At 64.7% G+C, this 24,206-nt stretch carries 23 protein-coding genes; 15 read left to right on the top strand and 8 right to left on the bottom strand.

Annotated elements, in window-relative coordinates; all coding sequences use genetic code 11:
- Positions 1-93 precede the first annotated feature (93 nt).
- The 3 genes from htpG to sixA all read left to right on the top strand — a co-directional run bounded on the left by htpG (position 94) and on the right by sixA (position 3,672).
- Positions 94-1,971, top strand: a complete 1,878-nt coding sequence (gene htpG, locus CGS25_RS09245; protein ID WP_089032110.1) for a molecular chaperone HtpG — start codon at positions 94-96, stop codon at positions 1,969-1,971.
- Positions 1,972-2,176: 205 nt separating this feature from the next.
- Positions 2,177-3,208, top strand: a complete 1,032-nt coding sequence (locus CGS25_RS09240; RefSeq protein ID WP_089032109.1) for an NAD(P)H-dependent glycerol-3-phosphate dehydrogenase — start codon at positions 2,177-2,179, stop codon at positions 3,206-3,208.
- A 2-nt stretch (positions 3,209-3,210) separates the two neighbouring features.
- Positions 3,211-3,672, top strand: a complete 462-nt coding sequence (sixA, locus tag CGS25_RS09235) for a phosphohistidine phosphatase SixA (protein ID WP_089034495.1) — start codon at positions 3,211-3,213, stop codon at positions 3,670-3,672.
- 33 nt (positions 3,673-3,705) lie between these two features.
- Here the strand turns inward: sixA and CGS25_RS09230 are convergent, their stop codons facing one another.
- On the bottom strand, positions 3,706-4,770 hold the full coding sequence (locus CGS25_RS09230; RefSeq protein ID WP_089032108.1) for an ion transporter: 1,065 nt from the start codon (positions 4,768-4,770) through the stop codon (positions 3,706-3,708).
- Positions 4,771-4,792: 22 nt separating this feature from the next.
- Complete coding sequence (gene xthA / locus CGS25_RS09225) at positions 4,793-5,620, bottom strand: exodeoxyribonuclease III (protein WP_089032107.1); 828 nt, start codon at positions 5,618-5,620, stop codon at positions 4,793-4,795.
- A 289-nt stretch (positions 5,621-5,909) separates the two neighbouring features.
- Here xthA and CGS25_RS09220 point away from each other — a divergent pair, with 289 nt between their 5' ends.
- From CGS25_RS09220 to CGS25_RS09210, 3 genes are all read left to right on the top strand, one after another.
- Positions 5,910-6,746 (top strand): alpha/beta fold hydrolase, encoded by an 837-nt coding sequence (locus tag CGS25_RS09220; RefSeq protein WP_089032106.1) that lies wholly within the window; start codon positions 5,910-5,912, stop codon positions 6,744-6,746.
- On the top strand, positions 6,730-7,578 hold the full coding sequence (locus CGS25_RS09215; RefSeq protein ID WP_101675286.1) for an alpha/beta fold hydrolase: 849 nt from the start codon (positions 6,730-6,732) through the stop codon (positions 7,576-7,578). Before CGS25_RS09220 ends, CGS25_RS09215 begins: the two co-directional genes overlap by 17 nt.
- 184 nt (positions 7,579-7,762) lie before the next feature.
- Positions 7,763-8,272, top strand: a complete 510-nt coding sequence (locus CGS25_RS09210; RefSeq protein WP_089032104.1) for a DUF2505 domain-containing protein — start codon at positions 7,763-7,765, stop codon at positions 8,270-8,272.
- A gap of 23 nt (positions 8,273-8,295) precedes the next feature.
- On the opposite strand, the gene CGS25_RS09205 is transcribed toward CGS25_RS09210, so the two are convergent.
- The 5 genes from CGS25_RS09205 to CGS25_RS09185 form a co-directional block, all read right to left on the bottom strand.
- Complete coding sequence (locus CGS25_RS09205) at positions 8,296-9,135, bottom strand: SDR family NAD(P)-dependent oxidoreductase (protein WP_089032103.1); 840 nt, start codon at positions 9,133-9,135, stop codon at positions 8,296-8,298.
- Entirely contained in the window at positions 9,122-10,411 is a 1,290-nt protein-coding gene (locus CGS25_RS09200; protein WP_089032102.1) for a dicarboxylate/amino acid:cation symporter, read from the bottom strand. Before CGS25_RS09200 ends, CGS25_RS09205 begins: the two co-directional genes overlap by 14 nt.
- 167 nt (positions 10,412-10,578) lie before the next feature.
- Positions 10,579-11,202 carry a hypothetical protein gene (locus CGS25_RS09195; RefSeq protein ID WP_089032101.1) on the bottom strand — a complete coding sequence of 208 codons (624 nt, stop codon included), beginning with the start codon at positions 11,200-11,202 and terminating at the stop codon, positions 10,579-10,581.
- Positions 11,199-12,497: an ammonium transporter gene (locus CGS25_RS09190; protein WP_089032100.1), complete on the bottom strand. Its 1,299-nt coding sequence runs from the start codon at positions 12,495-12,497 to the stop codon at positions 11,199-11,201. The genes CGS25_RS09195 and CGS25_RS09190 overlap by 4 nt, the downstream gene beginning before the upstream one ends.
- A 145-nt stretch (positions 12,498-12,642) precedes the next feature.
- Complete coding sequence (locus CGS25_RS09185) at positions 12,643-13,143, bottom strand: EVE domain-containing protein (protein WP_089032099.1); 501 nt, start codon at positions 13,141-13,143, stop codon at positions 12,643-12,645.
- 248 nt (positions 13,144-13,391) lie between these two features.
- Here CGS25_RS09185 and prmB point away from each other — a divergent pair, with 248 nt between their 5' ends.
- The 3 genes from prmB (at position 13,392) to CGS25_RS09170 (ending at position 16,663) form a co-directional block, all read left to right on the top strand.
- On the top strand, positions 13,392-14,321 hold the full coding sequence (gene prmB / locus CGS25_RS09180) for a 50S ribosomal protein L3 N(5)-glutamine methyltransferase (protein ID WP_089032098.1): 930 nt from the start codon (positions 13,392-13,394) through the stop codon (positions 14,319-14,321).
- Between the two features lie 11 nt (positions 14,322-14,332).
- Positions 14,333-15,430 (top strand): chorismate synthase, encoded by a 1,098-nt coding sequence (gene aroC / locus CGS25_RS09175; RefSeq protein WP_101675285.1) that lies wholly within the window; start codon positions 14,333-14,335, stop codon positions 15,428-15,430.
- 84 nt (positions 15,431-15,514) lie between these two features.
- Positions 15,515-16,663 carry an MFS transporter gene (locus CGS25_RS09170; protein ID WP_101675284.1) on the top strand — a complete coding sequence of 383 codons (1,149 nt, stop codon included), beginning with the start codon at positions 15,515-15,517 and terminating at the stop codon, positions 16,661-16,663.
- A gap of 115 nt (positions 16,664-16,778) precedes the next feature.
- Here CGS25_RS09170 and CGS25_RS09165 read toward each other — a convergent pair whose 3' ends face one another.
- A complete protein-coding gene (locus tag CGS25_RS09165) occupies positions 16,779-17,681 on the bottom strand; it encodes a LysR family transcriptional regulator (protein WP_101675283.1) in 903 nt (300 codons plus the stop codon).
- 334 nt (positions 17,682-18,015) lie between these two features.
- Here CGS25_RS09165 and leuC point away from each other — a divergent pair, with 334 nt between their 5' ends.
- The 6 genes from leuC (at position 18,016) to CGS25_RS09135 (ending at position 24,078) form a co-directional block, all read left to right on the top strand.
- Positions 18,016-19,446 (top strand): 3-isopropylmalate dehydratase large subunit, encoded by a 1,431-nt coding sequence (gene leuC, locus CGS25_RS09160; RefSeq protein ID WP_089032094.1) that lies wholly within the window; start codon positions 18,016-18,018, stop codon positions 19,444-19,446.
- A gap of 22 nt (positions 19,447-19,468) precedes the next feature.
- Positions 19,469-20,119 carry a 3-isopropylmalate dehydratase small subunit gene (gene leuD, locus CGS25_RS09155; RefSeq protein ID WP_101675282.1) on the top strand — a complete coding sequence of 217 codons (651 nt, stop codon included), beginning with the start codon at positions 19,469-19,471 and terminating at the stop codon, positions 20,117-20,119.
- Entirely contained in the window at positions 20,120-20,548 is a 429-nt protein-coding gene (locus CGS25_RS09150) for a hypothetical protein (protein ID WP_101675281.1), read from the top strand.
- Positions 20,549-20,634: 86 nt separating this feature from the next.
- Positions 20,635-21,711 (top strand): 3-isopropylmalate dehydrogenase, encoded by a 1,077-nt coding sequence (gene leuB, locus CGS25_RS09145; protein ID WP_089032091.1) that lies wholly within the window; start codon positions 20,635-20,637, stop codon positions 21,709-21,711.
- A 52-nt stretch (positions 21,712-21,763) separates the two neighbouring features.
- Complete coding sequence (gene asd, locus CGS25_RS09140; protein WP_101675280.1) at positions 21,764-22,876, top strand: aspartate-semialdehyde dehydrogenase; 1,113 nt, start codon at positions 21,764-21,766, stop codon at positions 22,874-22,876.
- Between the two features lie 185 nt (positions 22,877-23,061).
- Positions 23,062-24,078 carry an aspartate-semialdehyde dehydrogenase gene (locus CGS25_RS09135; RefSeq protein ID WP_089032089.1) on the top strand — a complete coding sequence of 339 codons (1,017 nt, stop codon included), beginning with the start codon at positions 23,062-23,064 and terminating at the stop codon, positions 24,076-24,078.
- The last annotated feature ends 128 nt before the right edge of the window (positions 24,079-24,206 follow it).

Genomic DNA, 24,206 nt, shown 5'->3' with positions numbered 1-24,206 from the left:
TGCTCTTGAAATTTGGCCCCCGCCCACCCATTACCGGATGCACGGCCGGCATGGCCACTGTGTTCCTGTTGACTCTTTGCGGAGAAGAATTCGATGACGCAAAATCGCGAGACCCGGGGCTTCCAGGCGGAAGTATCCCGATTGCTGAACCTGATGATCCATTCGCTTTACAGCAATCGGGAAATTTTCCTGCGGGAGCTGGTTTCCAATGCTTCCGACGCCTGCGACAAACTGCGTTTCGAGGCGCTTGACGACGCCGCCTTGCTGGAGCGCGATCCGGAGCCCTGGATCCGCATCGCCGCCGATGCTGATTTGGGCACGCTGACCATCGCCGATAACGGCATTGGCATGAGCCGCGAGGAAGTGATCGACAATCTGGGCACCATTGCCCGCTCAGGCACCGAGAAGTTTCTCGCCGGGCTCACCGGTGAAAGCAAGAAAGACGCTCAATTGATCGGACAGTTCGGGGTTGGCTTTTATTCCGCCTTTATCGTCGCCGAACGGGTTGAAGTGTTCAGCCGTCGGGCCGGCGCCGCCAGCAACGAGGGCGTGCACTGGGAAAGCGACGGCCAGGGCGAGTTCATCGTCGAGGACGTGGAGCGTGAACCGCGCGGAACGTCGGTGGTGCTGCACTTGCGCGAGGACGCGCGCGAGTTCCTGGACACTTTCAAGGTGCGCGAGGTGGTCCGGCAGTATTCCGATCACGTGGCGTTTCCGATTCTCATGGCGAAGCCCGCCGAGGCCGGTGACGACGGCGAGAAGCGCGACAGCGAGTGGGAGACCATCAATTCCGCCACCGCCTTGTGGCAACGGCCACGCAACGAAGTCAGCGATGAGGAATACCAGGGTTTCTACAAGCACATCGCCCACGATTTCCAGGACCCGCTGACCTGGAGCCACAACAAAGTGGAAGGGGCGCTGGAATACACCAGCCTGCTGTATGTGCCGGCGCGGGCGCCCTTCGACCTGCACCACCGGGAAGGCAACCGTGGCCTGAAACTGTATGTGCAGCGGGTGTTCATCATGGACGACGCGGAGCAGTTTCTGCCGTTGTACCTGCGCTTTATCAAAGGCGTGGTGGACGCACCCAATCTGCCACTCAATGTCAGCCGCGAACTGCTGCAGGACTACGGCCCGGTGAAGAAGATCCGCGCCGCGCTCACCAAGCGGGTGCTGCAGATGCTGAAGAAACTCAGCCAGGACGAGCAGCGCTACGCCGGTTTCTGGGCCCAGTTCGGCCAGGTGCTCAAGGAAGGCATCGGTGAGGACGGCGACAACCGTGAAGCCATCGCCGCGCTGCTGCGGTTTTCCTCGAGCGCCGGCGAAGAGGGCGCCACCGTCGGCCTGGACAGCTACCTGGAACGGGCCGCCGAAGGCCAGGAGCGGATTTATTACCTGCTCGCCGACAATCTTTCCGCGGCGCGCAACAGCCCGCATCTGGAAGTGTTCCGTAAAAAAGGCATCGAGGTGCTGCTGCTCACCGAGCGGGTGGACGAGTGGATGGTGGGTTTCCTGAACGAATACCAGGGCAAGTCGCTGGTCAACGCCGCCCGTGGCGAGCTGGAGATGGACGGCGAAGACACCCCCGCCAAAATCGGCGATTCACCGCTCACCGGACGTCTGGCCGAGGTGCTGGGTGAGCAGGTAGAGACGGTGCGGCCCACCGCCCGGCTGGTGGAGTCGCCGGCCTGTCTGGTGCTGGGCAAGGACGAGCTGGGCCCGCAGATGCGCATGATGCTGGAAGCGGCCGGGCAGAGCGTGCCCGAGAGCAAGCCGGTTCTGGAGGTGAACCTGAGCCACCCGCTGATCGAACGGTTGGCGCGGGTCGAGGCCGACGGCGAATTCGCGGAAATGGCGGAGCTGCTGCTGGATCAGGCATTGTTGGCCGAAGGCCAGTTGCCCCGGGACCCGGCCGCCACCGCCCGGCGCCTGAATCGTCTGCTGCAGGAGCACGCCAGCGGCGGCGCCTGAGGCGCGATCGGCCCGGTGGCTGGATTAGTGCTCACCGGGCCGAGTATGATGCCTCGAATTCGATTCACCCGGCCTTCGGGCCGGCAGCGAAAAAAGGTGCCCGCATGGCCCCGCACAGAGACAGTTTTGCCGCCGTTCTGGCCCGTCCCAGGGCGGCGCTGTTCCCGGTTGCACGGTTCCGAAGTGAGCCACGGAGAGCCGGCCGATGAGCGTTAAGAAGCACACCGCCGCGATCCTGGGTGGCGGCAGTTTCGGCACCGCCATGGCGAGCATTCTGGCCGAAAACGGCCACACCACCCGGCTCTGGGTGCGCGATCCGGAGACCGCGGCGGCGATTAACGAAGACCGGGAGAACCCCCGTTATCTGCCCGGACAAGCCCTGCCGGAAGGCGTGCACGCCACCGAGGATCTCGACGAGGTGCTCGGCGGTGCCGATCTGATCTTCGTGGCGGTGCCTTCCAGCGCCTTCGTCGAGGTGCTGCGCCAGGCGCGCCCCAAGGTAGCTGACGATACCCTGGTGGTGAGCTGCACCAAGGGCATCCACGAACAGGGCTTCCTGCTGATGAGCCAGTTGCTCGAGCGGGAATGGCCGCACACCCGCATCGGCGTGCTCAGCGGCCCCAATCTGGCCCGCGAAATCGTCGAGCGTAAGTTCACCGGCACGGTGATCGCCAGCGCCGACAGCGAGCTCTGCCAGACCATTCAGGACGCTCTGAGCTGCGACTATTTCCGCGTTTACGACAACCCGGACATGTACGGCGTGGAATTGGGCGGCGCCTTGAAGAACATCTACGCGGTGGCCTCTGGCCTGGCGGCGGCGGTGGGTGTGGGTGAAAACAGCCGCAGCTTCATGCTCACCCGCGCACTCGCCGAGATGAGCCGCTTCGCCGTGGAGATGGGCGCCAACCCGCTCACCTTCCTGGGCCTGGCCGGCGTCGGTGACTTGATTGCCACCTGTTCGTCGTCGCTGTCGCGCAACTATCAGGTCGGGCAGCAGCTCGGTCAGGGCTTGTCGCTGGATCAGGCGGTGGCCCGCCTCGGACAAACCGCCGAGGGCATCAACACCATCAAGCTGGTGGCCGGGCGCGCCCGTGAGCTCAATGTTTACATGCCTCTGGCCAGCGCCCTGTTCGAGATCATCTACGAGCACAAGCCGCTGGACACCATGGTGGCGCGGTTGATGGGAGGCGAGCACAAACACGACGTGGAATTCAGCTTCCACGGAGTCCGCAGTTGAAGGTGTATCTGTGCCGCCACGGCGAAGCCATGGCGCAAGGGCCCACCGACGCGGAACGCGCGCTCACCGAACGGGGTCGCTTGGAAGTGATGGCGCTGTGGCAGACGCTCAGTGAAGAAGGGGTGCGCATTGACCGCCTGATCGCCAGCCCCTACCGCCGCGCCCAGCAAACCGCCCTGTGCATCGCCCGGGTGTACGGCGGCATGGAGCAGGAGGCCTGCGGCTACCTGGTGCCGGAAGCGCACCCGGAGCAATTACTGGATTGGCTGATCCGACAACCCGAGGGCGACAACCTTTTGCTGGTCAGCCATATGCCGCTGGTGTCACTGCTCACCGGCATCTGGACCGGCGACCCGGCATCGCGGCCCGGTTTCCGAGTCGGCGCCGTGGCCGCCCTGGAAGTGGAAGTGGCCGCCGCCGGCGGCGCCCGGCTGCGCTGGCTGCGCGCCCCCGGGGAGGGATGAAGGTGTTGAAAGTTAAAACTTAAAAGCCACCGGTCAGTCCTGGCGGACGGCGTTGCGCGGGTCAAGCGGCGTGGGCGAGGGCTCCGGCGCGCCTTGTTCCTCGCTCTTCCAGTGCTGCACCGCGACCTGCGCTTTCACGTGATCGAGAATTTCCAGCAGCGTCTGTTTCACCATTTCGTTGAGTTTGCCACTGTCGCCACTGGAGGCGCTCAATACGTTGTCGATCAGGGTATCCAGCCGTTCCCGATAGGCCGGGTCACTGATGTCCTCGACCAGTTGTTCGACCAAAGCGGTACCGGAATCGCGCACCGTTTCGCCAAGCAGGGCAATGGCGCGCGGGCCGGCCACCGGGATCATCGCCAGGCGGCGGCCGGCGGCGGTGCGATTGACGGCCTCGTCGGTCAGGTGCACCAGGTAATCGGAAAGCTGGTCGCGGTATTGATCGTGGCTGCGCCGGGTGGCGTCGGCGATGCGCCCGGCAAGATAATCGACCAGCTGCGCCCGCCGGGGCGCCAGCACTTCCCGTTCAATGCGATGCATCATCGGCCCGCCGGTGCGGATCTCCCGTTGCGCGCCCTCCAGCACGTTGATCACCACCCGGTCGGAAATCTCCTCCATCAGCACCCGGTAATACTTGATCACCGCCTGGCCCACGGCGGTTTCGGAAAAGTCCACCACGCCCAAGCGCTGCAGGCGGTACATCAGGCTGATCAGGCGCAGTATCCGCAGCCAGCGGAAGCTGCCGACCGGGATACAGCCGAGCAGGTCGTACCAGTGCACGAACGGAAAGAAAAACCAGCGATGGTAGGTGCGCCGACCGATGGCGAAGCCCCAGCGAATCACGAACTCGGTGAGATAAATCGCCACGAACCAGAGGTCGATGCGCACGAAATTGGCGTGCACTTGATTGTTATAGAACTGGAACAGCGTCGGTGTGTATTCCTGCATAACGCCTTGCACCAGGTCGAGCCGGAACGCCCAATCGAACAGGATCAGCGACAGGTTGGCGACCACCAGCACGATCATAAAGACGTCGATCAGAAAGCCGAGGCCATCCAGATTGGGGCGCAGTTTTTCCGGGTGCAGATGAATACTCATGACACGAAGTGACTCATGACGTTCAGGGATTGCCCAGATGATCAAACCGGCTCCACACCGGACAATGGTCCGAGGGCCGTTCCATGGCACGGATGTCGTAATCCACGCCCGTATCGGTGAGGCGCTTGAGCAAGGGCGGCGTAGCCAGCACGGTGTCGATGCGCAGACCCCGGCGCGGATCCCGTTCAAAGGCCCGTGAGCGATAATCAAACCAGGAGAACACGTCGTCGGTGTCCGGATGGCGGTGGCGGAAAGTGTCCACCAGCCCCCAGTCCATCAAGCGCTGCCACCACTCCCGTTCCTCGGGGAGGAAGCTGGTTTTGCCCTCGCGCAGCCAGCGCTTGCGATTGGCCTCACCGATGCCGATGTCGAGATCGGTGGAAGAGATGTTGAAGTCGCCCATGATGGCAAGCTGGTCCTGGGGCGTGTGGTAGCGTTGCAGATAGTCCTGGAGGTCTTCGTAGAATTTTTTCTTGGCCGGAAACTTGGTCGGATGCGCGCGGTTTTCGCCTTGCGGAAAGTAGCCATTGAGCACCGTGACCGGGTTGCCTTCGGCGTCGCGCAGGCGGCCGATCACCATTCTTCGCTGTGCTTCTTCGCCGTCGTTGGGAAAGCCGTAGTGCACTTCTTCCAGCGGTTCGCGGGTCAGAATGGCCACGCCATAATGGCCTTTCTGGCCGAAATAGTACGGGTGGTAGCCCATGTCCCGAACCGCTTGTTCCGGGAATTCGCTGTCGTGCACCTTGGTTTCCTGCAGGCCGAGCAGGGTCGGCTGATACTTTTCCAGCAGCGTTTCCAACTGGTGCAGGCGCGCACGAATACCGTTGATATTGAATGAAATCAGGGTCATGGACTCTCCTTGGGTGGTCGCGGCCGCGCTTTGGGTGATCGCAGCGGGCCACCCCGGGTTCACGCCGGCGGAGCGCGCCGCGCCCCCGGCCTGGCAATCGAAAGCGGCAATTGTACACGCTGAATCGGCCAAGCGCGCACCCGCGCCGCGCTCGGCCGCCGCCACCGGGGGTTGAGCGATTTGGTCCATGAGTTTAGTGCCCAGGAAGGCTATCATGGCACTTTTTTCCGGTCCTGACGTTTGCCAGCCCGCTTCGGTGGCGGGTCGCGAATGGCTTCAAGGAGACTCAATGAACGCCGTAGAACATGCCCCCCAAGACCGCCCGGTGCTGGCGTTCGCGCACGCCAATGGCATCCCCGGCCACAGCTACGACACCTTTCTGGCGCCGTTCCAGGAACGTTTCGATGTGCGCGTGGTGGAGTGCCTGGGCCAGGACCCGCGCTATCCGGTGGACCGTGACTGGGTCAGCCTGAGCCTGGAACTGGAAGCGTTTCTGGAACCGCTGCCCAAACCGATCATCGGCCTGGGCCACTCGATGGGCTCGGTGTTGATGTTCTGGGTGGCGCACCGTCATCCGGACTGGTTTCAGGCGCTGATCATGCTCGACCCGCCGGTGGCCAACGGCCCCCACGCGCTGGCGTTGCGGCTGACCAAGCTGACCGGCCTCGGTGACCGCTTCTCGCCGGCGCGCAAAAGCAAGGGGCGGCTCGACTACTGGGCCAACTGGGACGACGTGCAGAGTTACTTCAATTCGCGCGGCCTGTTCAAGGCGTTCGACCCGCGCGCCCTGGAAGATTATCTGCGCGCCGGCCTGGAACGCCACGGTGACGGCTGGCGGCTGCGCTTCCGCCCGGACGTCGAAGTGGCGGTGTTTCAACAGACCCCCACCGGGGTCACCCGCCTGCCGCGTCTTAAAGTGCCGGGCGTGCTGATCACCGGCGAGGGCTCGCCGGAGCTGTTTCAGAACGGTGGCCGGCGTCACGCCCGCCGCCACCGTATGAAGCGGTTGTTCGCGCCGGGCAGCCATATGTACCCGCTGGAACGGCCGGACAGCACCGCCAGCCTGGTGCTGGGTGAGCTGGACCAGTTGCTGGCCGGGGAGGGCGCCCATGCGAGCGGTCACTGAACGGCGTTTCCATGCCTCCGGCCAGACCCTGGCCGCCTTACTCTGGGAGGGGCAGGGCGAGCCAATGCTGGCGCTGCACGGCTGGCTGGACAACGCCGCCTCGTTCATTCCGCTGGCACAGCATTTGTCGTCGCCGATGCTGGCGATGGATTTCTCCGGTCATGGGCATTCCGAACACCGGCCCGCGGATCTCGCCACCCATCTGGTGGATCACGTCCGCGATGTGCTGGAAGTAGCCGAGCAGATGGGCTGGCAGCGCTTTGTGCTGGTCGGCCATTCGATGGGCGCCGGGGTCGCCAGCCTGTTCGCCGCCACCTACCCAGAGCGGGTCAGCCATCTGGTGCTATTGGAAGGGTTGGGGCCGCCGGCCACCGACGCCGACGACGTGGCGCCCACGTTGCGCAAGGCGATTGATCAGATTCGCGGCCTTTCCGCCAAGCGCAAACCGGTGTACAGCGATCCGGAACAGGCGGTGGCGGCGCGCCTGCCGGCGCTGGGCGGGCTCGAGGAACAGTCCGCCCGGCTGTTGTGCGAGCGTGGCCTGGTGGCGGTGGAAGACGGCTGGACCTGGCGCACCGACATTCGTTTGCGCATCACCTCGTCGTTGCGTCTCACCGAACAACAGGTGGAGGGTTTCGTGCGCGGCATCGCCGCGCCCACCCTGTTGGTGTTGGGTGAGCAGGGGCTGGGCGGCGATGGCCGTTTCGCGCACCGGGAAGCCTGGGTGCCGGCTCTGACGCGCGTGGATCTGCCCGGTCGCCACCATCTGCACATGGACGATCCGGCGCCGGTGGCGGCGGCGATTCAGCGTTTTCTCGACGCTCATCAATAAGCGGATCGCTGGCCACGCACCGACGTATCCGAGCGCCGGGCGCGGGTGACAATCGCGGCGACGACGGTGTACCGTCTTCAGTTTGCGAACGCCGCTCGCCTGGCGTCGTGGCGATCCGGTTCGATGGCGTAAAATCATCAACAGGCTATGGGCCTGATCACACCAGGTTCCTAGGGAGATACCGATGGACGTGACCGTGGAACGTCGTTATCCGGTCGATGTGGAACGCCTTTATGAGATTCTCACCAGCAAGGACTTTTTTCAGACCCGCTTCGAGTGGGGCAAAGTGGACGATTACCGCTTTGATGCCTTTGGCCCTCAGGGCAGCGAATTCCTGATCCGTATTGTGCAACCGATGGACATCCGGCTGGACAAAGTGCCCTCAATGGCGCGCCGGTTCCTGCCGGCGAAAGCGGATCTCACCACTGAATTCCGCTGGCGCCCCGCCGACGGCGGCTACCAGGCCGATTACCGGTTCGCGCTCGGCAATGTGCCGGTCAAGGTGGGCGGCACCATGGCCCTGCTGGCCGACGGCGAGCAGGCCGGGCAGATCACCCGGGTGGCGGTGAATTCCTCGGTACCGCTGGTGGGCCGTAAGCTGGAAAGCCTGATCGGCGAACGTTTCGACCGGGCCCTGGAAGGCGATTACCGCCACACCCTGCGCTACATCGAACAACACGCCCAACAGAACTGAACACTGAAAACTGAAATGCACCCCTACCGATACCGCCGCAGGCGCCGGGCGAGGCTGCGCATGCGGCGCACGAAGCGTAGCGGATTGCGGCGCTTGCGCCGCCACTCGCGCTGCGCCTCGGGCTGCGGAAAGATGTACAGCGGGCGGCTGGCCAGGGCCTTGAGAATGTGCGCCGCGAGCCTCTCCACCGGGTCCGGGGCGCGCAGCAGGGCGCGCTCCAGCCGCGCGCGGCTGAGCGGGTCGGAATCGCACATGTGCCGGGCCAGATCGCTGGCGAACCAATCCGGGCAGACCACGCTCACCGCCACGCCGAGGCCTTCCAACTCCGCCGCCAATGCCTCGCTGAGGCCAATCAGGGCGGCGTTGCAAGCCACATAACTGGCCATGCCCGGTGGGGCACTGATGCCGGGCAGGGCGGCCACATTGACCAGATGCCCGTCGCCCTGAGGTTTCATCAAGCGCAGCGCCGCCTGGCAACCGTGCACGGCGCCCATCACGTTGACGTTCCACAGGGTCTGCCAGCCGGTGTTGTCGAGCGCTTCGAACGGACCGGCGGCGGCCAGCCCGGCGTTGTTGATCAACACATCAAGGCGCCCCCAGCGCCGCTCAATGCGTTCCACCGCCTGGCGCATCTGGCGCTCATCGCTGACGTCGGCGTTCAGGAACAACACCTCCGCGCCGCCCTGGCGAAGTTCGTCCGCCAGAGCCACGCCGGCGCTGTCACGCTGGTCCAGCAGAGCCAGCCGGTATTGGCGCGCGGCGGCGCGCGCCAGAGCCCGGCCCAACCCGCCTGCGGCGCCGGTGATCAACATCACCGGCTTAACGCCGGCGGCCGGTGCCGGCGGCGTGTCAGCCTTGTTCAAGGTCGAGTTCCCGCATCGGCTGACGCAGCACGTCCTCTTCACCCTCACTGCGCGCCAGCAATACGGCGCACACGCTGTCCCCCCACACGTTGGCGGCGGTACGGCACATATCCAGCACCCGATCGGTGACCAGAATCAGGCCAATCGCTTCCGCCGGCAGACCGATCACGCCGAGGATCACGGTGATCGCCACCAGGCTGGCGGCGGGGATCGCGGCCACGCCGATGGAGGTGATCAACGCGGTGAGAACGATAATGAACTGGGTGGTCAACGACAGATCCAGCCCATACGCCTGGGCGATGAACAACGCCGCCACGCATTCGTACAAGGCGGTGCCGTCCATGTTCACGGTGGCCCCCAAGGGCAGAACAAAGCTGGAGGTGCGCTTGGAGACCCCGGAGCGTTTTTGCACGCACTCCATGGTCAACGGCAGGGTGGCCGCCGAGCTGGACGAGGAAAACGCGGTCAGCAGGGCCGGTGTCATCGCCTGCAAATGCCGCAATGGCGAGCGCCGCCCGAGCACGCGGATCAGCAGCATCATGGTGCCGAACATGTGCAAGCCCAGGGCCAGGAGCACGGTAATAAAGAACAGCGCCAGTGGCTCCAGGGCATCCAGGCCGGTGCGCGAAACGGTGGCGGCGATCAGCCCGAACACGCCCAGGGGCGCGAAGCGGATGATCAGCATGGTGATGCTCAGGGTGACCTGGTAAATGCCCTCGATGGTATTGCGCAGGGCGGCGCCGGGTTCGCCGCCCAGGGTGCGCAGAAAGTACCCGAACATCAGCGAGAACACGATCAGGCCCAGCATCTGCCCCTGGGCGGCGGCCTGGAACAGATTCGGCGGCAGCATTTGCACCAGGATCTGGGTGAAATCGCCGGCGCCGCGCCCTTCGATGCTTTGCAAGGTGTCCTGGGTGTCGGCGGACAGGCCGAGCAGGTCGCGGGCCGGCTGGCCATCAATGATGCCCGGGGCGATCAGGTTCACCACCAGCAACCCGATCAGAATCGCCATCAGGCTGGTGCCCATATAAAAAAGCACCGTTTTCATGCCCATGCGGCCCAGGTTGCGGCCTTCGCCCACGTTCATCAGGCCGCTCATGATGGCGGTGGTGATCAGTGGGATCACCACCATTTTCAGTGCGTTGATAAACAGGGTGCCGATCAGATCGTAGCCCGGCAGCACCGGCACCCCGAACAGCTGGCTGCCTTCGCTGGTCACGGCGCCGGCCAGGCCGCCCAGTAGCATGGCCAGGAAGATCTGATGGTGTAATTTCATGCCGAACCCCAATGGAAGGATGGCCGGTAGCATAATGACCGGTTGGAACCGCTGGCAAGTTGCCCGGCCGTTACCGGTGGCCGACGCCGTGGTGTCGCCCTCCGGATTGGTATCGGGACGCCTGGTGATACCGTCCCTGGATTTAGCGTGCTGCGCGGCAAAATCCTTTAAAGCAGCGCGCGCAGGGCCTCATCGAGCGCCGGCCAGTGCCGCCGCACCCGCTCGCCGGCGTTGTTTAAAAGCCGGTCCGCGGGCACCGGCCCATAACGCTCGCACAGCAGCACGTAGGCCCGGTTAAGAAGCCGTTGCAGCGGCTCGCGTGGCAAGGGCGCGAGCGTGTCCCGGGGTTGGTTGAGCCAGCGTTCCATGGTGGCGCGAACGTCCGCGTCGAATCGCTGGCGGCGCAGGTCGGTGAGCTGGTCCAGGCGCATCGGGCTGGCCTCCTGCTCACCAAGTTGCTCCCACAGACCGCGCATCAGGTACTGGAACGCCAGGGTGCAGGGGTGGGCATCGTGGTGTGGGCGCTCCGAGTCGGCCGCTGCCACCGGATCGGCGAGCAGTGCGCGTTCCGGCAGCGACATCGCCTGCACCAGGCTCAGATGCAGATCGTGGCGGCGCTCGGCGATCTCGAACAGGCGGCACAGTTCACTGACGTAGCCCTGCAGGGAGAAGCGCGCCCGGCCGGCGTAGTCACGCTGCCACAGTGCCAGCGCCTCGGTGAGAGCGGCGCTGTCCAGATAAGGCGTCAGTCCGGTGGCGATGGCACGCCGTTGGCGCTGGCTGTCGCTCATTGTCGACCTCCCAGCCCCCCGGCGACCTGATCGTTGTAAAGGTGTGATTGCGAGAATTCCGGGTAACCGATCTCGGCGTGTTCGCTGAGATCCAGGCCGCGCTGCTCATGCAGTGCCGGCACCCTGAGGCCGGTGGTCAACGCCAACAGCATGTACATGATCAGTGCTGCGAAGAACGCCCAGGCAAACGCCACCGCCACGCCCAGCAATTGCACCAGGATGCGCTGCGGATCGAACAGGTCACCGTGGAAAAACAGCCCGGCGGCCAGCGTGCCCCAGGCGCCGGCGAAGGCGTGCACCGGCACCGCCGAGACCACGTCGTCCAGGCGCAGGGCCAGTAACAGGCGCGCCCCCGGGCCGACCATCAATCCGGCCAGCAGACCGGTGACGATGGCAAACCCCGGCACCATGGTGGCGCAGCCGGCGGTGATGCCCACCAGCCCGGCCAGCGAGCCGTTCACGGTTTCGGTGAGCAGCACCGGCCGGCGCATCAGCAATCGGTAGAGCGCCGCCCCGATGGCGCCGGAGGCCGCCGCCAGTTGGGTATTGAGATTGACCAGGGCGATGTCGGCGCTGGCGCTCAAGGTCGAACCGCCATTGAAACCGAACCAGCCGAACCACAACAAAAAGCCGCCCAACGCCACGAACGATAAATTGTGGCCGCGAATCTCACGGGGCCGCCCCTGGCCATCGAAACGCCCCAGGCGTGGGCCGACCACCATCACGCCGGCCAGCGCGCACCAGCCGCCGACGCTGTGGACCACGGTGGAACCGGCGAAATCGATAAAGCCGAGCCGATTCAGCCAGCCGTCGCTGTTCCACGCCCAACCGCCGAACAGCGGATAGATCAGCCCGGTGATCACCATGGCGCCGCACAGGTAGCCGGCGTAGCGGGTGCGCTCGGCCATGGCGCCGGAGGCGATGGTGGCGGCGGTGGCGGCGAACATCAGCTGAAACAGCAGCAGGGTCCACAGATCCGCATCGCCCTGGCTGGGCGCGAACAGGGTCTCGCCGAACCAGCCGCTGGGGTTGCCGCCGAACATCAGTCCGAACCCCAACGCCCAGAACACCAGCGTGCCAACGCACAGATCCATGTAGTTTTTCATCACCACATTGAGGGCGTTCTTGGCGCGGCTGAGGCCACTTTCCAGCAGCGCGAACCCCGCTTGCATGAGAAACACCAGCGCCGCGGCGATCGCGATCCAGGCCACATCGGCGCCGGAGTAAGCCGGGCTGTCCGCGAGTGCGGGAAGAGGCAGGCCGGTCAAGGCCAGTGCGAGCAGTCGTCGTTCCATGCTATCCCCACCTTGTTATTGTTCCCGGGGGGATACTGCAACCGCTGTGCCAGACCCGCCGCCGCTGGCCGGGCCGGGCGACGTGACTCGAGAACAACGGCTTGCGCCAGATTGGTGCGTGGCGCGCGCGGCGGACGTGGTCGGTTCAGGGCAGAGCGAGATCGAGGCTGCCGGACACCGACAGATCCGGTTCACACAGAGCGAGGATCTGCTGGTACTGCCGGTCGGTGATGTTCTGCACCGACAGGCGCGGGCGGATCACCAGCTCCAGATCGGCGAACTCGGGGTACTGGCGCACCTCGTTGAGGGTCAGGGGGCGGGTATAGCTGCGTACGTACCGCACATCGATCTGATACCAGCGCGGTTGGTTGGCGCTGCTGCGCGCATCGAAGCCTTCGTGATCCGGATTGAACTGGGTGGGGTCCGGGTAGGCCCGCGACACCACCAGGGCCTCGCCGACGATCGCCGGTCGTTTGCCCCGGGAGTGATAGATCAGCACCCGGTCGCCTTCCTGGATTTCATCCCGCAGACGATTGCGCGCCTGATAGTTGCGGACGCCGTCCCAACCGGTGATCTGATCCGGCGCATCGCGAAGGTCGTCGAGGCTGAAGTGTCGCGGTTCGGTTTTGAAAAGCCAGGTGCGCATGGAACCCTCAGTGCAGTTGGACACCGGAAATAAGGAGGCTCCGCTCCACGGCAGGGCAGGGTGCGCCTGGCTGCAATGAGATTCGCGTGGGGCCCGTTCACCGCCCGCAATTTAACATGTTTTACATCGAAGTCAGCACTTTGAACCGGCGGCAAGGCAATAAACCTGCACATTTTTACATTGCGCGATCACGGGCTCCGCGCGCCGATAATGTGCTACTCTTGCGCGCCCGTTCAGGAGGCCCCCACGTGATCGAACCCCGCGAACAGCAACAGGCCCTGGCCACCCTGCAAACTCCCCGTGATTGCCTGCGCTGGGGGGAGTCCGCGTTGCGCCGCGCCGGCGTGTTTCTCGGCCATGGCAGCGACGATCATGGCGACGAAGTTCTGGCGCTGTTGCTGCACGTGCTGGCGCTGCCCCTGGACACCGACCCGCGCATGCTCGACGCCCGTTTGCTGGCCGATGAGATCGAACGCTTCGTTGGTTTGATCAAACGCCGCATCAATGACCGCACGCCGACGCCGTATCTGACCGGCCAGGCTTGGTTCTGCGGCTTGCCGTTCTCGGTGGACGAACGGGTGCTGATTCCGCGCTCGCCGATCGCCGAACTGATCGAGGCGGGTTTTCAGCCCTGGCTCGACCCCGGGCAGGTGCACTCGGTACTGGATTTGTGCACCGGCAGCGGCTGCATCGCCATTGCCTGCGCCTACGCGCTGGAACAGGCCCGCGTTGACGCCAGTGATATCTCCGCCGATGCGCTGGCGGTGTGCGAGCAGAACATTGCCGCGCACCGGGTTGGCGATCAGGTCAGCGCGGTACTGTCCGACGGCTTCGACAATCTGCCTGGCCGTTACGATCTGATCGTGTCCAACCCGCCTTATGTGGACGCCGACGAGATCGCCGCCATGCCCGAGGAATATCGCCACGAGCCGGAACTGGCCCTGGCGTCCGGCGGCGATGGCCTGGATTTCACCCGCCGGCTGCTGCGCGAAGCGGCCGACCATCTCACCGACGAGGGTGTGCTGATCGTCGAGGTGGGCGCCAGTGACCGCCATGTGGTGGCAGCCTGGCCGCAGGTGCCGTTCTTCTGGTTTGAGTTTGAACGCGGCGGCGAGGGGGTATTCATGCTCACCCGCCAACAGCTGCTAGACTTCCATCATTGCTTCGCGCCCCGGTAACGAGGAACCCCATGTCTGGAAACAGTTTTGGTGAACGCTTTCGCGTCACCACCTTCGGAGAGAGTCATGGCGTCGCCCTTGGCGCGGTGGTGGAAGGCTGCCCGCCGGGGCTGGCGATCAGCGAACAGGATCTGCAGGTCCAGCTCGACCGCCGCAAGCCCGGCACCAGCCGCTACACCACCCAGCGCAAAGAGCCCGACCAGGTGCGCATTCTTTCAGGCGTGTTCGAAGGCCGCACCACCGGCACCTCGATCGGCCTGCTGATTGAGAACACCGATCAGAAATCCAAGGATTACGCCAACATCGCCGAGACCTTCCGGCCCGGCCACGCGGATTACACCTACACCCAGAAATACGGCTTCCGCGATTACCGGGGCGGCGGGCGTTCGTCCGCCCGGGAAACCGCCATGCGCGTGGCCGCCGGCGCCATTGCCCGCAAATACCTGAGCGAGCGTCTTGGCGTGCGGCTGTACGGCGGCGTCGAGCAGATCGGCGAGATCCGCGCCGAGCGCTACGATTGGCAGCGGGTCGATGACAATCCGTTTTTCTTCCCCGACGCCGACAAAGTGCCGATGCTCGAAGCGCTGATCAACCAGTTGCGCAAAGAGGGCTCCTCGATCGGTGCCCGCGTCACGGTGTTCGCCGAAGGCGTGCCGCCGGGCTGGGGCGAGCCGGTGTTCGACCGCCTGGACGCGGATCTGGCCAAGGCGCTGATGTCGATCAACGCGGTCAAGGGCGTGGAAATCGGCGATGGCTTCGAGGTGGTCAACCAGCGCGGCGAGCAGCACCGCGACGAGATGTCGCCGGCCGGTTTTCACAGCAACCACGCCGGCGGCGTGCTCGGTGGTATCAGCTCCGGGCAGGTGATCCGCGCCAGCCTGGCGCTGAAACCCACCTCCAGCCTGACCCTGCCGGGGCGCAGCATTAACCTGCGCGGCGAGGCGGTGGAAGTGGTCACCAAGGGGCGCCACGACCCCTGCGTCGGCGTGCGCGCCACGCCCATCGCCGAGGCCATGCTGGCGCTGGTGCTGATGGACCACTACCTGCGCCACCGTGCCCAGAACGCCGACGTGACCCCGCCACTGGCGCCGATTCCCGGCCAGATCTAACCCCGTTGCCGGGCGCGCCCCACGCGCCTGGCCGGGCCCGGCCCGGGCCATCGAGAGAACCCGATGCCTTAGAGAGTTGCTCAGATGTTCCCTTACTACTGGCGACTGTCCGGTTTCTACTTTCTGTACTTCTCGTTGCTCGGCACCCTGGCGCCTTACTGGTCGCTGTACCTCAAGAGCCTGGGGTTCAGCGCCGCCGCCATCGGCTTGCTGATGGCGGTGCCGCAGATCACCAAGATCGGCGCCCCCAATCTGTGGGGCTGGCTGGCCGATTGCACCGGCCAGCGGTTGCGCATTATCCGCTTCGGTAACCTGGCCGCCGCCATCGCCTTTGTCCCGGTGTTCTGGGTCGACCGGGTGTGGAGCATGGCGCTGCTGCTGGCCAGCTTCAGCTTTTTCTGGAACGCGGTGCTGGCCCAGTTCGAAGTGGTGACGCTGCGCGCTCTGGGCGATCAAGCGCACCGTTACAGCCAGGTGCGCCTGTGGGGTTCGCTCGGCTTTATCTGCGCGGTGCTGGTGGTGGGCTGGGCGCTGGACCGGTTGCCGATCAGCGTGTTGCCCTGGGTGATGGCCAGCCTGTTGTGGCTGCTGTGGCTGGGCACGCTGTTGCTGCCGGCCGGGTCCACCGCGCCGCGCCAGCGTGGTGCCGGCGGCATCAAAGCGCTGCTGGCGCGCCGTGACGTGCAGGCCTTTATCGCCGCCTCGTTTCTGATGCAGGCCTCGCACGGACCGTACTACACCTTTTACAGCATCTATTTATCCGACCTGGGCTTCAGCAAATTCACCGTTGGTTTGCTGTGGGCCCTGGGCGTGATCGCCGAAGTCGGCCTGTTTCTGGTGTTCCACCGCCTGCTGCGCCGCTTTCCACTGCGCTCGCTGCTGATCGCGAGCCTGCTTCTGGCGGCCCTGCGCTGGGCCATGATCGGGCTGTGCGGCGCCCACCTCGGCTGGCTGATCGCCGCGCAACTGCTGCACGCCGCCAGCTACGCCAGCTTCCACTCCGCCAGCATCGCCTGGGTGCAACACACCTTCGGCGAACACCACGCCGGCCAGGGCCAGGCGCTCTATTCCAGCCTCGGCTACGGCGCCGGCTGGGCCGCCGGCGCCGGCCTCAGCGGTTTGTTCTGGACGTCGCTGGGGCCGATCTGCTTTCTGGTGGCCGGCGTGGTGGCACTGGCGGCGGCGGGGGTGGCCTGGCGGGGCATGGGGGGAACGCTGGACACAGGACGCTAGACGCCGGACGCCGGACGCTGGACGCCTGACGCTAAAACCGCCGTGGTCTGATCGGTTTGGTTGTTTCGCAAAGGCCCTATGCGCAGCCGCAACGCCTGCCGGCCCGGGTTTTGACTTAGCGTCCGGCGTCCGGCGTCAGGCGTCTAGCGTCTGGCGCCTTCCCCAACAACCCCAGAAACGCCGCCGCCGCGTTGGAGCGGCTGCGGCGCGGGTGGGTGACCACGCCGAGCTGGCGCAGCGGCAGGGGGGTGTCCACGTTAAGGCGCACCACGCTGTCGTCGAGCATGGTCTGCGGTAGAACGCTCCAGCCCAGGCCGATGGAGACCATCATGTGAATGGTCTCCAGATAATTGGTGGACATGGAGATATTCAGGCTCAGGCCCTGTTCGCCGAACAGCCGTTCGACGATGCCCCGGGTGAAGGTCACCGGAGAGGGAAGGATGGCGCTGTAATCGGTCAGGGTGGCGAGCGGCAGGTGCTCGCGGCCGGCCAGGGGGTGCTCCGGCGCCGCCATGAACACCAGCGGGTCGTGCCAGATCACCTCGCTGAGCAGGCGGCTGTCCGGTTCCGGCGGCAGGGTCACCACCCCCAGTTCCAGATCGCCGTGCAGCACCGCCTCCCAGGCTTCCTCGGAATCGATAAAATCAATGTCCAGTTTGACCTCCGGATACTCCCGGGAAAACCGCCGCAGCACCGGCGGCAAGCGGTGCAGGCCAATGTGATGGCTGGTGCCGATGCGCAAGGTGCCGCCCACCGCGCTGGTCAGATTGCCGATCTCCCGGCCCATGTCCTCCAGCTCCAGCAGCACCTGGCGGGCGCGCGGCAACAGCGCCCGGCCCGCCTCGGTCAAGCTGATGCGGCGGCCGATGCGATCAAACAAGCGGGCCCCGAGCTGTTGCTCAAGTTGGGCGATGCGCTTGCTGACCGCCGGCTGGGTCAGAAACAACCGCTCCGCCGCCCCGGAAAACGACCCGCTTTCAGCGACCGCCATAAATGCGTTGAGGGATTGGGTGTCCATGGGGCTGGTTCCGAGGGTTGGAGGAGGGAATGTTTGGCAGACGCTGGACGCTGGACGCTGGACGCTGGACGCTAAAGTCAAAACCCGGAACCGGATAGCTTTGCGGCTACGCAAGCAGATGCTGTAACCCCGCAAACCTTCGGGTCGGGGGTTTTTAGGGGTTTTAGCGTCCGGCGTCCGGCGTCTAGCGTCCAGCCCGTCCCAAGTCGCTTCGAGCCGTCCGTCTGACGTCAGCCTTTCAGATAACTCTAAGGAATCCTAAACATAAAAAATATGAATTGGAATTATATTAAGCCCCTGCGTACAGTGTGGGCATCGAATGGGAGCCAGCCTTATGTCCGCCACAACCTTCTCCGGCAAAACACTGTACGACAAACTGTGGGATGCCCACCTGATTACCGAGCGGGAAGACGGCTCGGCGCTGATCTATATTGATCGCCAGATCATTCATGAGGTGACCTCGCCGCAGGCGTTCGAAGGCCTGCGGCTGGCCGGGCGCAAGCCGTGGCGCGCGGGTGCCTCGGTGGCGACGCTGGATCACAACGTGCCGACCACGCCGTTCCAGAGCGCCGCCGACATCGTCGACGAGACGTCGCGGTTGCAGGTGACCACCTTGCAGGACAACACCCGCGAGTTCGGCATCACCGAATTCGGCATTGGTGACGTGCGCCAGGGCATCGTTCATGTGATGGCCCCGGAGCAGGGCGCGGTACTGCCCGGCATGACCGTGGTGTGCGGCGATTCGCACACCTCCACCAATGGCGCCCTGGGCTGTCTGGCCCACGGCATTGGCACCAGCGAGGTGGAACACGTGCTCGCCACCCAGACCCTGGTGGCCAAGAAAATGAAGAACATGCAGGTCAAGGTGGAAGGCGACCTGGGCCCGGGTGTCACCGCCAAGGACGTGGTGCTGCACATTATCGGCGTGATCGGCACCGCCGGTGGCAACGGCCACGCCATTGAGTTCGCCGGCAGCGCGATCCGCTCGCTGAGCCTGGAAGGCCGCATGACGGTGTGCAATATGTCCATCGAGGCGGGTGCCCGGGCCGGCATGGTGGCGGTGGACGACACCACCATCGACTATGTGAAAGGCCGCCCCTACAGCCCCACCGGAGCCGACTGGGACAAGGCCGAGGCGTACTGGCGCACGCTGGTGTCCGACGCCGACGCGCGCTTCGACACGGTGGTGGAAATCAACGCCGCCGACATCAAACCGCAGGTGTCCTGGGGCACCAGCCCGGAAATGGTGATTCCGGTGGACGTGCCGCTGCCGGACCCGGCCGCCGAATCCGATGAAGTGAAACGCTCGGGCATGCTGCGGGCCTATGAATACATGGGCCTGAAACCCGGCATCCGGGTTGGCGACATCAATGTGGACCGGGTGTTTATCGGCTCGTGCACCAATTCCCGCATCGAGGATCTGCGCGCCGCCGCCGCCGTGGCCAAGGGCCGCAAGAAAGCGGATTCGGTGAAGCAGGTGCTGGTGGTGCCCGGTTCCGGCCTGGTTAAACAGCAGGCGGAAAAGGAAGGCCTGGACAAGATCTTCCTGGAAGCGGGTTTTGAATGGCGCGAGCCGGGCTGTTCCATGTGCCTGGCGATGAACCCGGACCGCCTGCAACCCGGCGAGCATTGCGCCTCCACCTCGAACCGCAATTTCGAAGGGCGCCAGGGTAACGGCGGGCGCACCCATCTGGTGAGCCCGGCGATGGCCGCGGCCGCCGCGGTGGCCGGTCATTTCGTCGATGTGCGTGAACTGGGCGCCTAGCAGCCTGCTAAGGAGACAGAGCATGGAAAAGTTCGTTAAACATACCGGCCTGGTGGCGCCGCTGGATCGCGCCAACGTGGACACCGACCAGATCATTCCCAAGCAGTTTCTCAAGTCGATCAAGCGCACCGGCTTCGGCCCGAATCTGTTCGACGAGTGGCGTTATCTGGACGAAGGCCATCCGGGGCAGGACAACGAGGCGCGCCCGAAAAACCCGGACTTCGTGCTCAATAAGCCGCAATATCAAGGTGCCAGCGTGTTGCTTGCCCGGCGTAATTTCGGCTGTGGCTCAAGCCGCGAGCATGCCCCCTGGGCGCTGATGGATTTCGGCTTCCGGGCGGTGATCGCGCCCAGCTACGCGGACATTTTCTACAACAACTGCTTCAAGAATGGCCTGTTGCCGATTGTGCTCAGTGAAGCTACCGTTGACGGCCTTTTCAAGGCGGAAGCCGAAAACGAGGCGTTCCAGTTGACCATTGATCTGGAAAACCAGTGTGTGCTCAGCCCGTCAGGCGAGCGTTTTCCGTTCGAGATTGATGAGTTCCGCAAGCACTGCCTGCTCAATGGCCTCGACGAGATCGGCCTGAGCCTGCAGCAGGCGGACGCCATCCGTGAGTACGAGGCGCGCCGCGCGCAATCGGAACCCTGGGTGTTCCAGGAACCGGCGCTCTAAATGCCGTCGCCGCGCGCGCTCGCGAGCCTGTTGCTGGCCACGTTGCTGGCTGGCTGTGCCGGGGTGCCGCTGTATCAGCCGCCGGGCGACGACCAGCCCGTGGCCGTCGTGACCGTGAGCGATCAGGCGGCCGGGCAGGGCGGCGAAGGGCGTTGGCCGGCCACCGCCGCTGTGTTCGCCGTGGACGGCGTGCGGGTGGCGGAGCAGGGCGGTGCGCAACAGGTGCGTTTGAGCGCTGGGCAACACAGCCTGCGGGTGTTCGCCGACCACGGTGGCAGGTTGCGCTTCGGCACGCTGGAGTGCCGCTTCGACGCGGCCGCGAATTACGCCATCACGATCAGCCAGGGCAACGGTGAGCACGCCTACCAGGCGGTGCTTGGCAAAGCCGGCTCCGGGGTGGTGCCGATTCTGGACGAGACAACGTTTTAAGGGTGTCGCCGCACCGGTTAATGGCCACTCAATGGAACAACGGACAACTGGATCAGGGGCCGCGCGCCTCGTAAACAGGACAAAATATGAGCTCTATTCTGGTATTGCCGGGTGACGGCATTGGCCCGGAAATCGTTGAACAGGCACTGCGTGTGCTGAGCGCCGCTGAACAACGGTTCGATCTGAACGTGGAACTGGACCAGGCGCTGGTCGGCGGCGCCGCCTACGACGCCGAAGGCGATCCGCTGCCCGAATCCACCCTGGCCAAGGCGCGCGCCGCCGACGCCATTCTGTTCGGTGCCATCGGCGGGCCGAAATGGGACACCATTGAGCGCGACAAACGGCCCGAGCGCGGCCTGCTGCGGCTGCGCTCCTCGCTGGGGCTGTTCGCCAACCTGCGCCCGGCGATTCTGTTTCCGCAACTGGCCGACGCCTCCAGTCTTAAACCGGAAGTGGTGTCGGGGCTGGATATCCTGATCGTGCGCGAGCTCACCGGCGGCATCTATTTCGGCCAGCCGCGCGGCATCAAGGAAGAAAACGGCGAGCGCGTCGGCTTCAATACCTACGTGTATTCCGAATCGGAAATGAAGCGCATCGCGCGGGTCGCCTTCGACCTGGCCATGCAGCGCGGCAAGCGCGTCTGTTCGGTGGACAAGGCCAATGTGCTGGAGGTCACCGAGCTGTGGAAAGAAGTGGTCACCGAGGAAGCGAAAGCCTACCCAGAGATCGAGCTGTCGCACATGTACGTGGACAACGCCGCCATGCAACTGGTGCGCGCGCCCAAACAATTCGACGTGATCGTCACCGGCAACCTGTTCGGTGACATCCTCTCCGATGAAGCCGCCATGCTCACCGGCTCCATCGGCATGCTGCCCTCCGCGTCCCTGGACGAGAACCGCAAGGGCCTGTACGAACCCTGCCACGGCTCGGCGCCGGACATCGCCGGCCAGGGCATCGCCAACCCGCTGGCGACGATCATGTCGCTGGCCATGCTGATGCGTTACAGCCTGCAGCGCGGCGACGTGGCCGATGCCATCGAAAGCGCCGTGGAAAAGGTGCTGGATCAGGGGTTGAGAACCGCGGATATTTACACCGAGGGCACTCGTAAAGTGAGCACCGGGGAAATGGGCGCCGCCGTCGCCGAAGCGCTGAGCCACGGCTGAACCCCATCATCCACAGAAAGAAAGGGCGAGCCCTTTCGGGAGACAGGTTTACATGAAGAAAGTCGGTTTTATCGGCTGGCGCGGCATGGTCGGTTCCGTATTGATGGACCGCATGCGCGAAGAAAATGACTTCAAAGACATCGAACCGGTGTTCTTTTCCACCTCCCAGGTCGGCCAGCAAGGCCCGGACGTGGGCAAGGACATTCCCACCCTTGGCGACGCCAAGAGCGTGGATGATCTGAAAGCCCTGGACGTGATCGTCACCTGCCAGGGCGGCGACTACACCAATGAGGTGTACCCGAAATTGCGCGAGGCCGGCTGGAAAGGCTACTGGATCGACGCCGCCTCGACCTTGCGCATGGCGGACAACAGCGTGATCGTGCTGGACCCGGTCAATCGCAAGGTGATCGACCAGGCACTGGATCGCGGTACCCTGGATTTCGTCGGCGGCAATTGCACCGTCAGTTTGATGCTGATGGCACTGGGCGGGCTGTTCAATGCCGATCTGGTGGAGTGGGCCAGCGCCCAGACCTACCAGGCGGCCTCCGGCGCCGGCGCGCAGAACATGCGTGAATTGATCGCGCAGATGGGCGCCATTCACGGCGATGTTGCCCGTCACCTGGCCGACCCGGCCAGCGCCATTCTCGACATTGATCGGCAAGTGGCCACCTCCATGCGCGGCGACGCCATGCCCCGCGACCATTTCGGCTTCCCGCTGGCCGGCTCCCTGCTGCCGTGGATCGATAAAGAGATGGACAACGGCCAGAGCAAGGAAGAGTGGAAAGCTCAGGCCGAGACCAACAAGATTCTTGGCCGTGGCGATCACCCGATTCCCCTGGACGGCACCTGTGTGCGCATCGGCGCCATGCGTTGCCACGCCCAGGCTCTCACCGTGAAGCTGAAGAAAGACGTGCCCCTGGACGAGATCTATGATCGTATTGGCCAGGCCAACGACTGGGTCAAAGTGGTTGCCAACGAGAAAGAAGCCACCCTGCGCGACCTGACCCCCACCGCCGTGACCGGCACCCTGACCGTGCCCGTGGGCCGGCTGCGCAAACTCAACATGGGCCCGCGGTTCCTGAACGCCTTCACGGTCGGCGATCAGCTCCTCTGGGGCGCCGCCGAACCGCTGCGTCGGATGTTGCGGATTTTGTTGGAACGATAAAGGGCTGGACGCTGGACGCCGGACGCTAGACGCTAAAGTCAAAACCCGGGTGGGCCACCCTTGCGGCTACGCACAAGTGCTTCTGCGTAGCCGCCAAACTGTGAAGATGGGGGTTTAGCGTCCGGCGTCCGGCGTCCAGCGTCCGGCGTCCCAAAACTCACTCAGACACCTCCCCGGAGAAACACATGTCATACCAACCGGCACTCGCGATAGTGGGCGCCACCGGCCTGGTGGGCGGGGCTTTTCTGGAGCTGCTTGCCGAACGGCAACCGCCACTCGGTGAATTGTTCGCGCTGGGCTCGGAAAGCAGCCAGGGCAAGACCGTGCATTTTGGCAAGCGCTCACTGAAAGTGGGCAAGGCCGAGGAGTTCGATTTTTCCCAGGTGCAACTGGTGGTGTTCGCGGCCGGTGCCGCGGTGTCCCAGGAACTGGTGCCGCGCGCCATTGAAGCGGGCGCCATGGTGATCGATCTGTCGCCGGCGTACCGTTACGAATCCGATGTGCCCCTGGTGGTGGCCGGCGTTAACGATGAGCAGCTGGCCGCCGCCCGCGAGCGCAACCTGGTGGCCGCGCCGGACGCCGCCACGGTACAACTGCTGCTGGCGCTCAAGCCGCTGCTGGCACAAGGTGAGTTGACCCAGGTCACCGTGACCCAGATGCAGGCGGCGTCGTCGGCCGGCCGCAACGGTGTGGAACGGCTTGCCCGGCAGAGCGCGCGCTTGCTCAACGGGCTCGACGCCGACGAAGGCGAGGGCGCGCAGCACGCCTTTAATCTGATCCCGGTGGCCGGCCGCCTGCAGGACAACGGCTACACCAGTGAAGAGCTCAAGCTGATGCTGGAGACCCGCCGCGTACTGGGCCAGCCGGATCTGGCGGTGGACGTGACCTGCGTGCAGGTGCCGGTGTTCCATGGCCTGTCGCAGTCGGTGCGCGTGCAGGGTACCCTGCCGGTAACGCTGGCCCAGGCGGAAGCCTGCTGGGACCACGCCCCCGGCGTGCACATGGACAACGGCGCCGAAGGCGACGGCGCCTCGCCGGTCAAACAGATTCTCGACACCTTGACGGTGCGCATTGCCCGCGTGCGCGAAGACATTGATGGGCAGGGCAGCCTCAGTTTCTGGACGGTGGCGGACAACATTAAAACCGGGGCCGCGCACAACGGCGTGCTGCTGGTGGAGGCGTTGATAAAAGACTATCTGTGATGGATAGTTACTGACATTATGTGACGCAGTTTCTAGGTTTTTCGCCTGAGTTTGTGCAAAATCGGCAACAATAGTCTGTTGGCAGCCGGACACCGCGACCGGATAATTTCGTGGCCCGCGATTCCGTG

It is taken from the genome of Alloalcanivorax mobilis (assembly GCF_002864685.1).
GTDB classification, from domain to species: Bacteria; Pseudomonadota; Gammaproteobacteria; order Pseudomonadales; family Alcanivoracaceae; genus Alloalcanivorax; species Alloalcanivorax mobilis.
The sequence above is the reverse complement of the archived record's forward strand: the minus strand, read 5'-3'. Positions and strand labels throughout refer to the sequence as shown.

Bases quoted from the DNA above. Each gene is read 5' to 3' on its own strand.
- htpG (WP_089032110.1), top strand. From the start codon at position 94: ATGACGCAAAATCGCGAGACCCGGGGCTTCCAGGCGGAAGTATCCCGA.
- CGS25_RS09240 (WP_089032109.1), top strand. From the start codon at position 2,177: ATGAGCGTTAAGAAGCACACCGCCGCGATCCTGGGTGGCGGCAGTTTC.
- CGS25_RS09230 (WP_089032108.1), bottom strand. From the start codon at position 4,770: ATGAGTATTCATCTGCACCCGGAAAAACTGCGCCCCAATCTGGATGGC.
- xthA (WP_089032107.1), bottom strand. From the start codon at position 5,620: ATGACCCTGATTTCATTCAATATCAACGGTATTCGTGCGCGCCTGCAC.
- CGS25_RS09220 (WP_089032106.1), top strand. From the start codon at position 5,910: ATGAACGCCGTAGAACATGCCCCCCAAGACCGCCCGGTGCTGGCGTTC.
- CGS25_RS09215 (WP_101675286.1), top strand. From the start codon at position 6,730: ATGCGAGCGGTCACTGAACGGCGTTTCCATGCCTCCGGCCAGACCCTG.
- CGS25_RS09210 (WP_089032104.1), top strand. From the start codon at position 7,763: ATGGACGTGACCGTGGAACGTCGTTATCCGGTCGATGTGGAACGCCTT.
- CGS25_RS09200 (WP_089032102.1), bottom strand. From the start codon at position 10,411: ATGAAATTACACCATCAGATCTTCCTGGCCATGCTACTGGGCGGCCTG.
- CGS25_RS09195 (WP_089032101.1), bottom strand. From the start codon at position 11,202: ATGAGCGACAGCCAGCGCCAACGGCGTGCCATCGCCACCGGACTGACG.
- CGS25_RS09190 (WP_089032100.1), bottom strand. From the start codon at position 12,497: ATGGAACGACGACTGCTCGCACTGGCCTTGACCGGCCTGCCTCTTCCC.
- CGS25_RS09185 (WP_089032099.1), bottom strand. From the start codon at position 13,143: ATGCGCACCTGGCTTTTCAAAACCGAACCGCGACACTTCAGCCTCGAC.
- aroC (WP_101675285.1), top strand. From the start codon at position 14,333: ATGTCTGGAAACAGTTTTGGTGAACGCTTTCGCGTCACCACCTTCGGA.
- CGS25_RS09170 (WP_101675284.1), top strand. From the start codon at position 15,515: ATGTTCCCTTACTACTGGCGACTGTCCGGTTTCTACTTTCTGTACTTC.
- CGS25_RS09165 (WP_101675283.1), bottom strand. From the start codon at position 17,681: ATGGACACCCAATCCCTCAACGCATTTATGGCGGTCGCTGAAAGCGGG.
- leuC (WP_089032094.1), top strand. From the start codon at position 18,016: ATGTCCGCCACAACCTTCTCCGGCAAAACACTGTACGACAAACTGTGG.
- leuD (WP_101675282.1), top strand. From the start codon at position 19,469: ATGGAAAAGTTCGTTAAACATACCGGCCTGGTGGCGCCGCTGGATCGC.
- CGS25_RS09150 (WP_101675281.1), top strand. From the start codon at position 20,120: ATGCCGTCGCCGCGCGCGCTCGCGAGCCTGTTGCTGGCCACGTTGCTG.
- leuB (WP_089032091.1), top strand. From the start codon at position 20,635: ATGAGCTCTATTCTGGTATTGCCGGGTGACGGCATTGGCCCGGAAATC.
- asd (WP_101675280.1), top strand. From the start codon at position 21,764: ATGAAGAAAGTCGGTTTTATCGGCTGGCGCGGCATGGTCGGTTCCGTA.
- CGS25_RS09135 (WP_089032089.1), top strand. From the start codon at position 23,062: ATGTCATACCAACCGGCACTCGCGATAGTGGGCGCCACCGGCCTGGTG.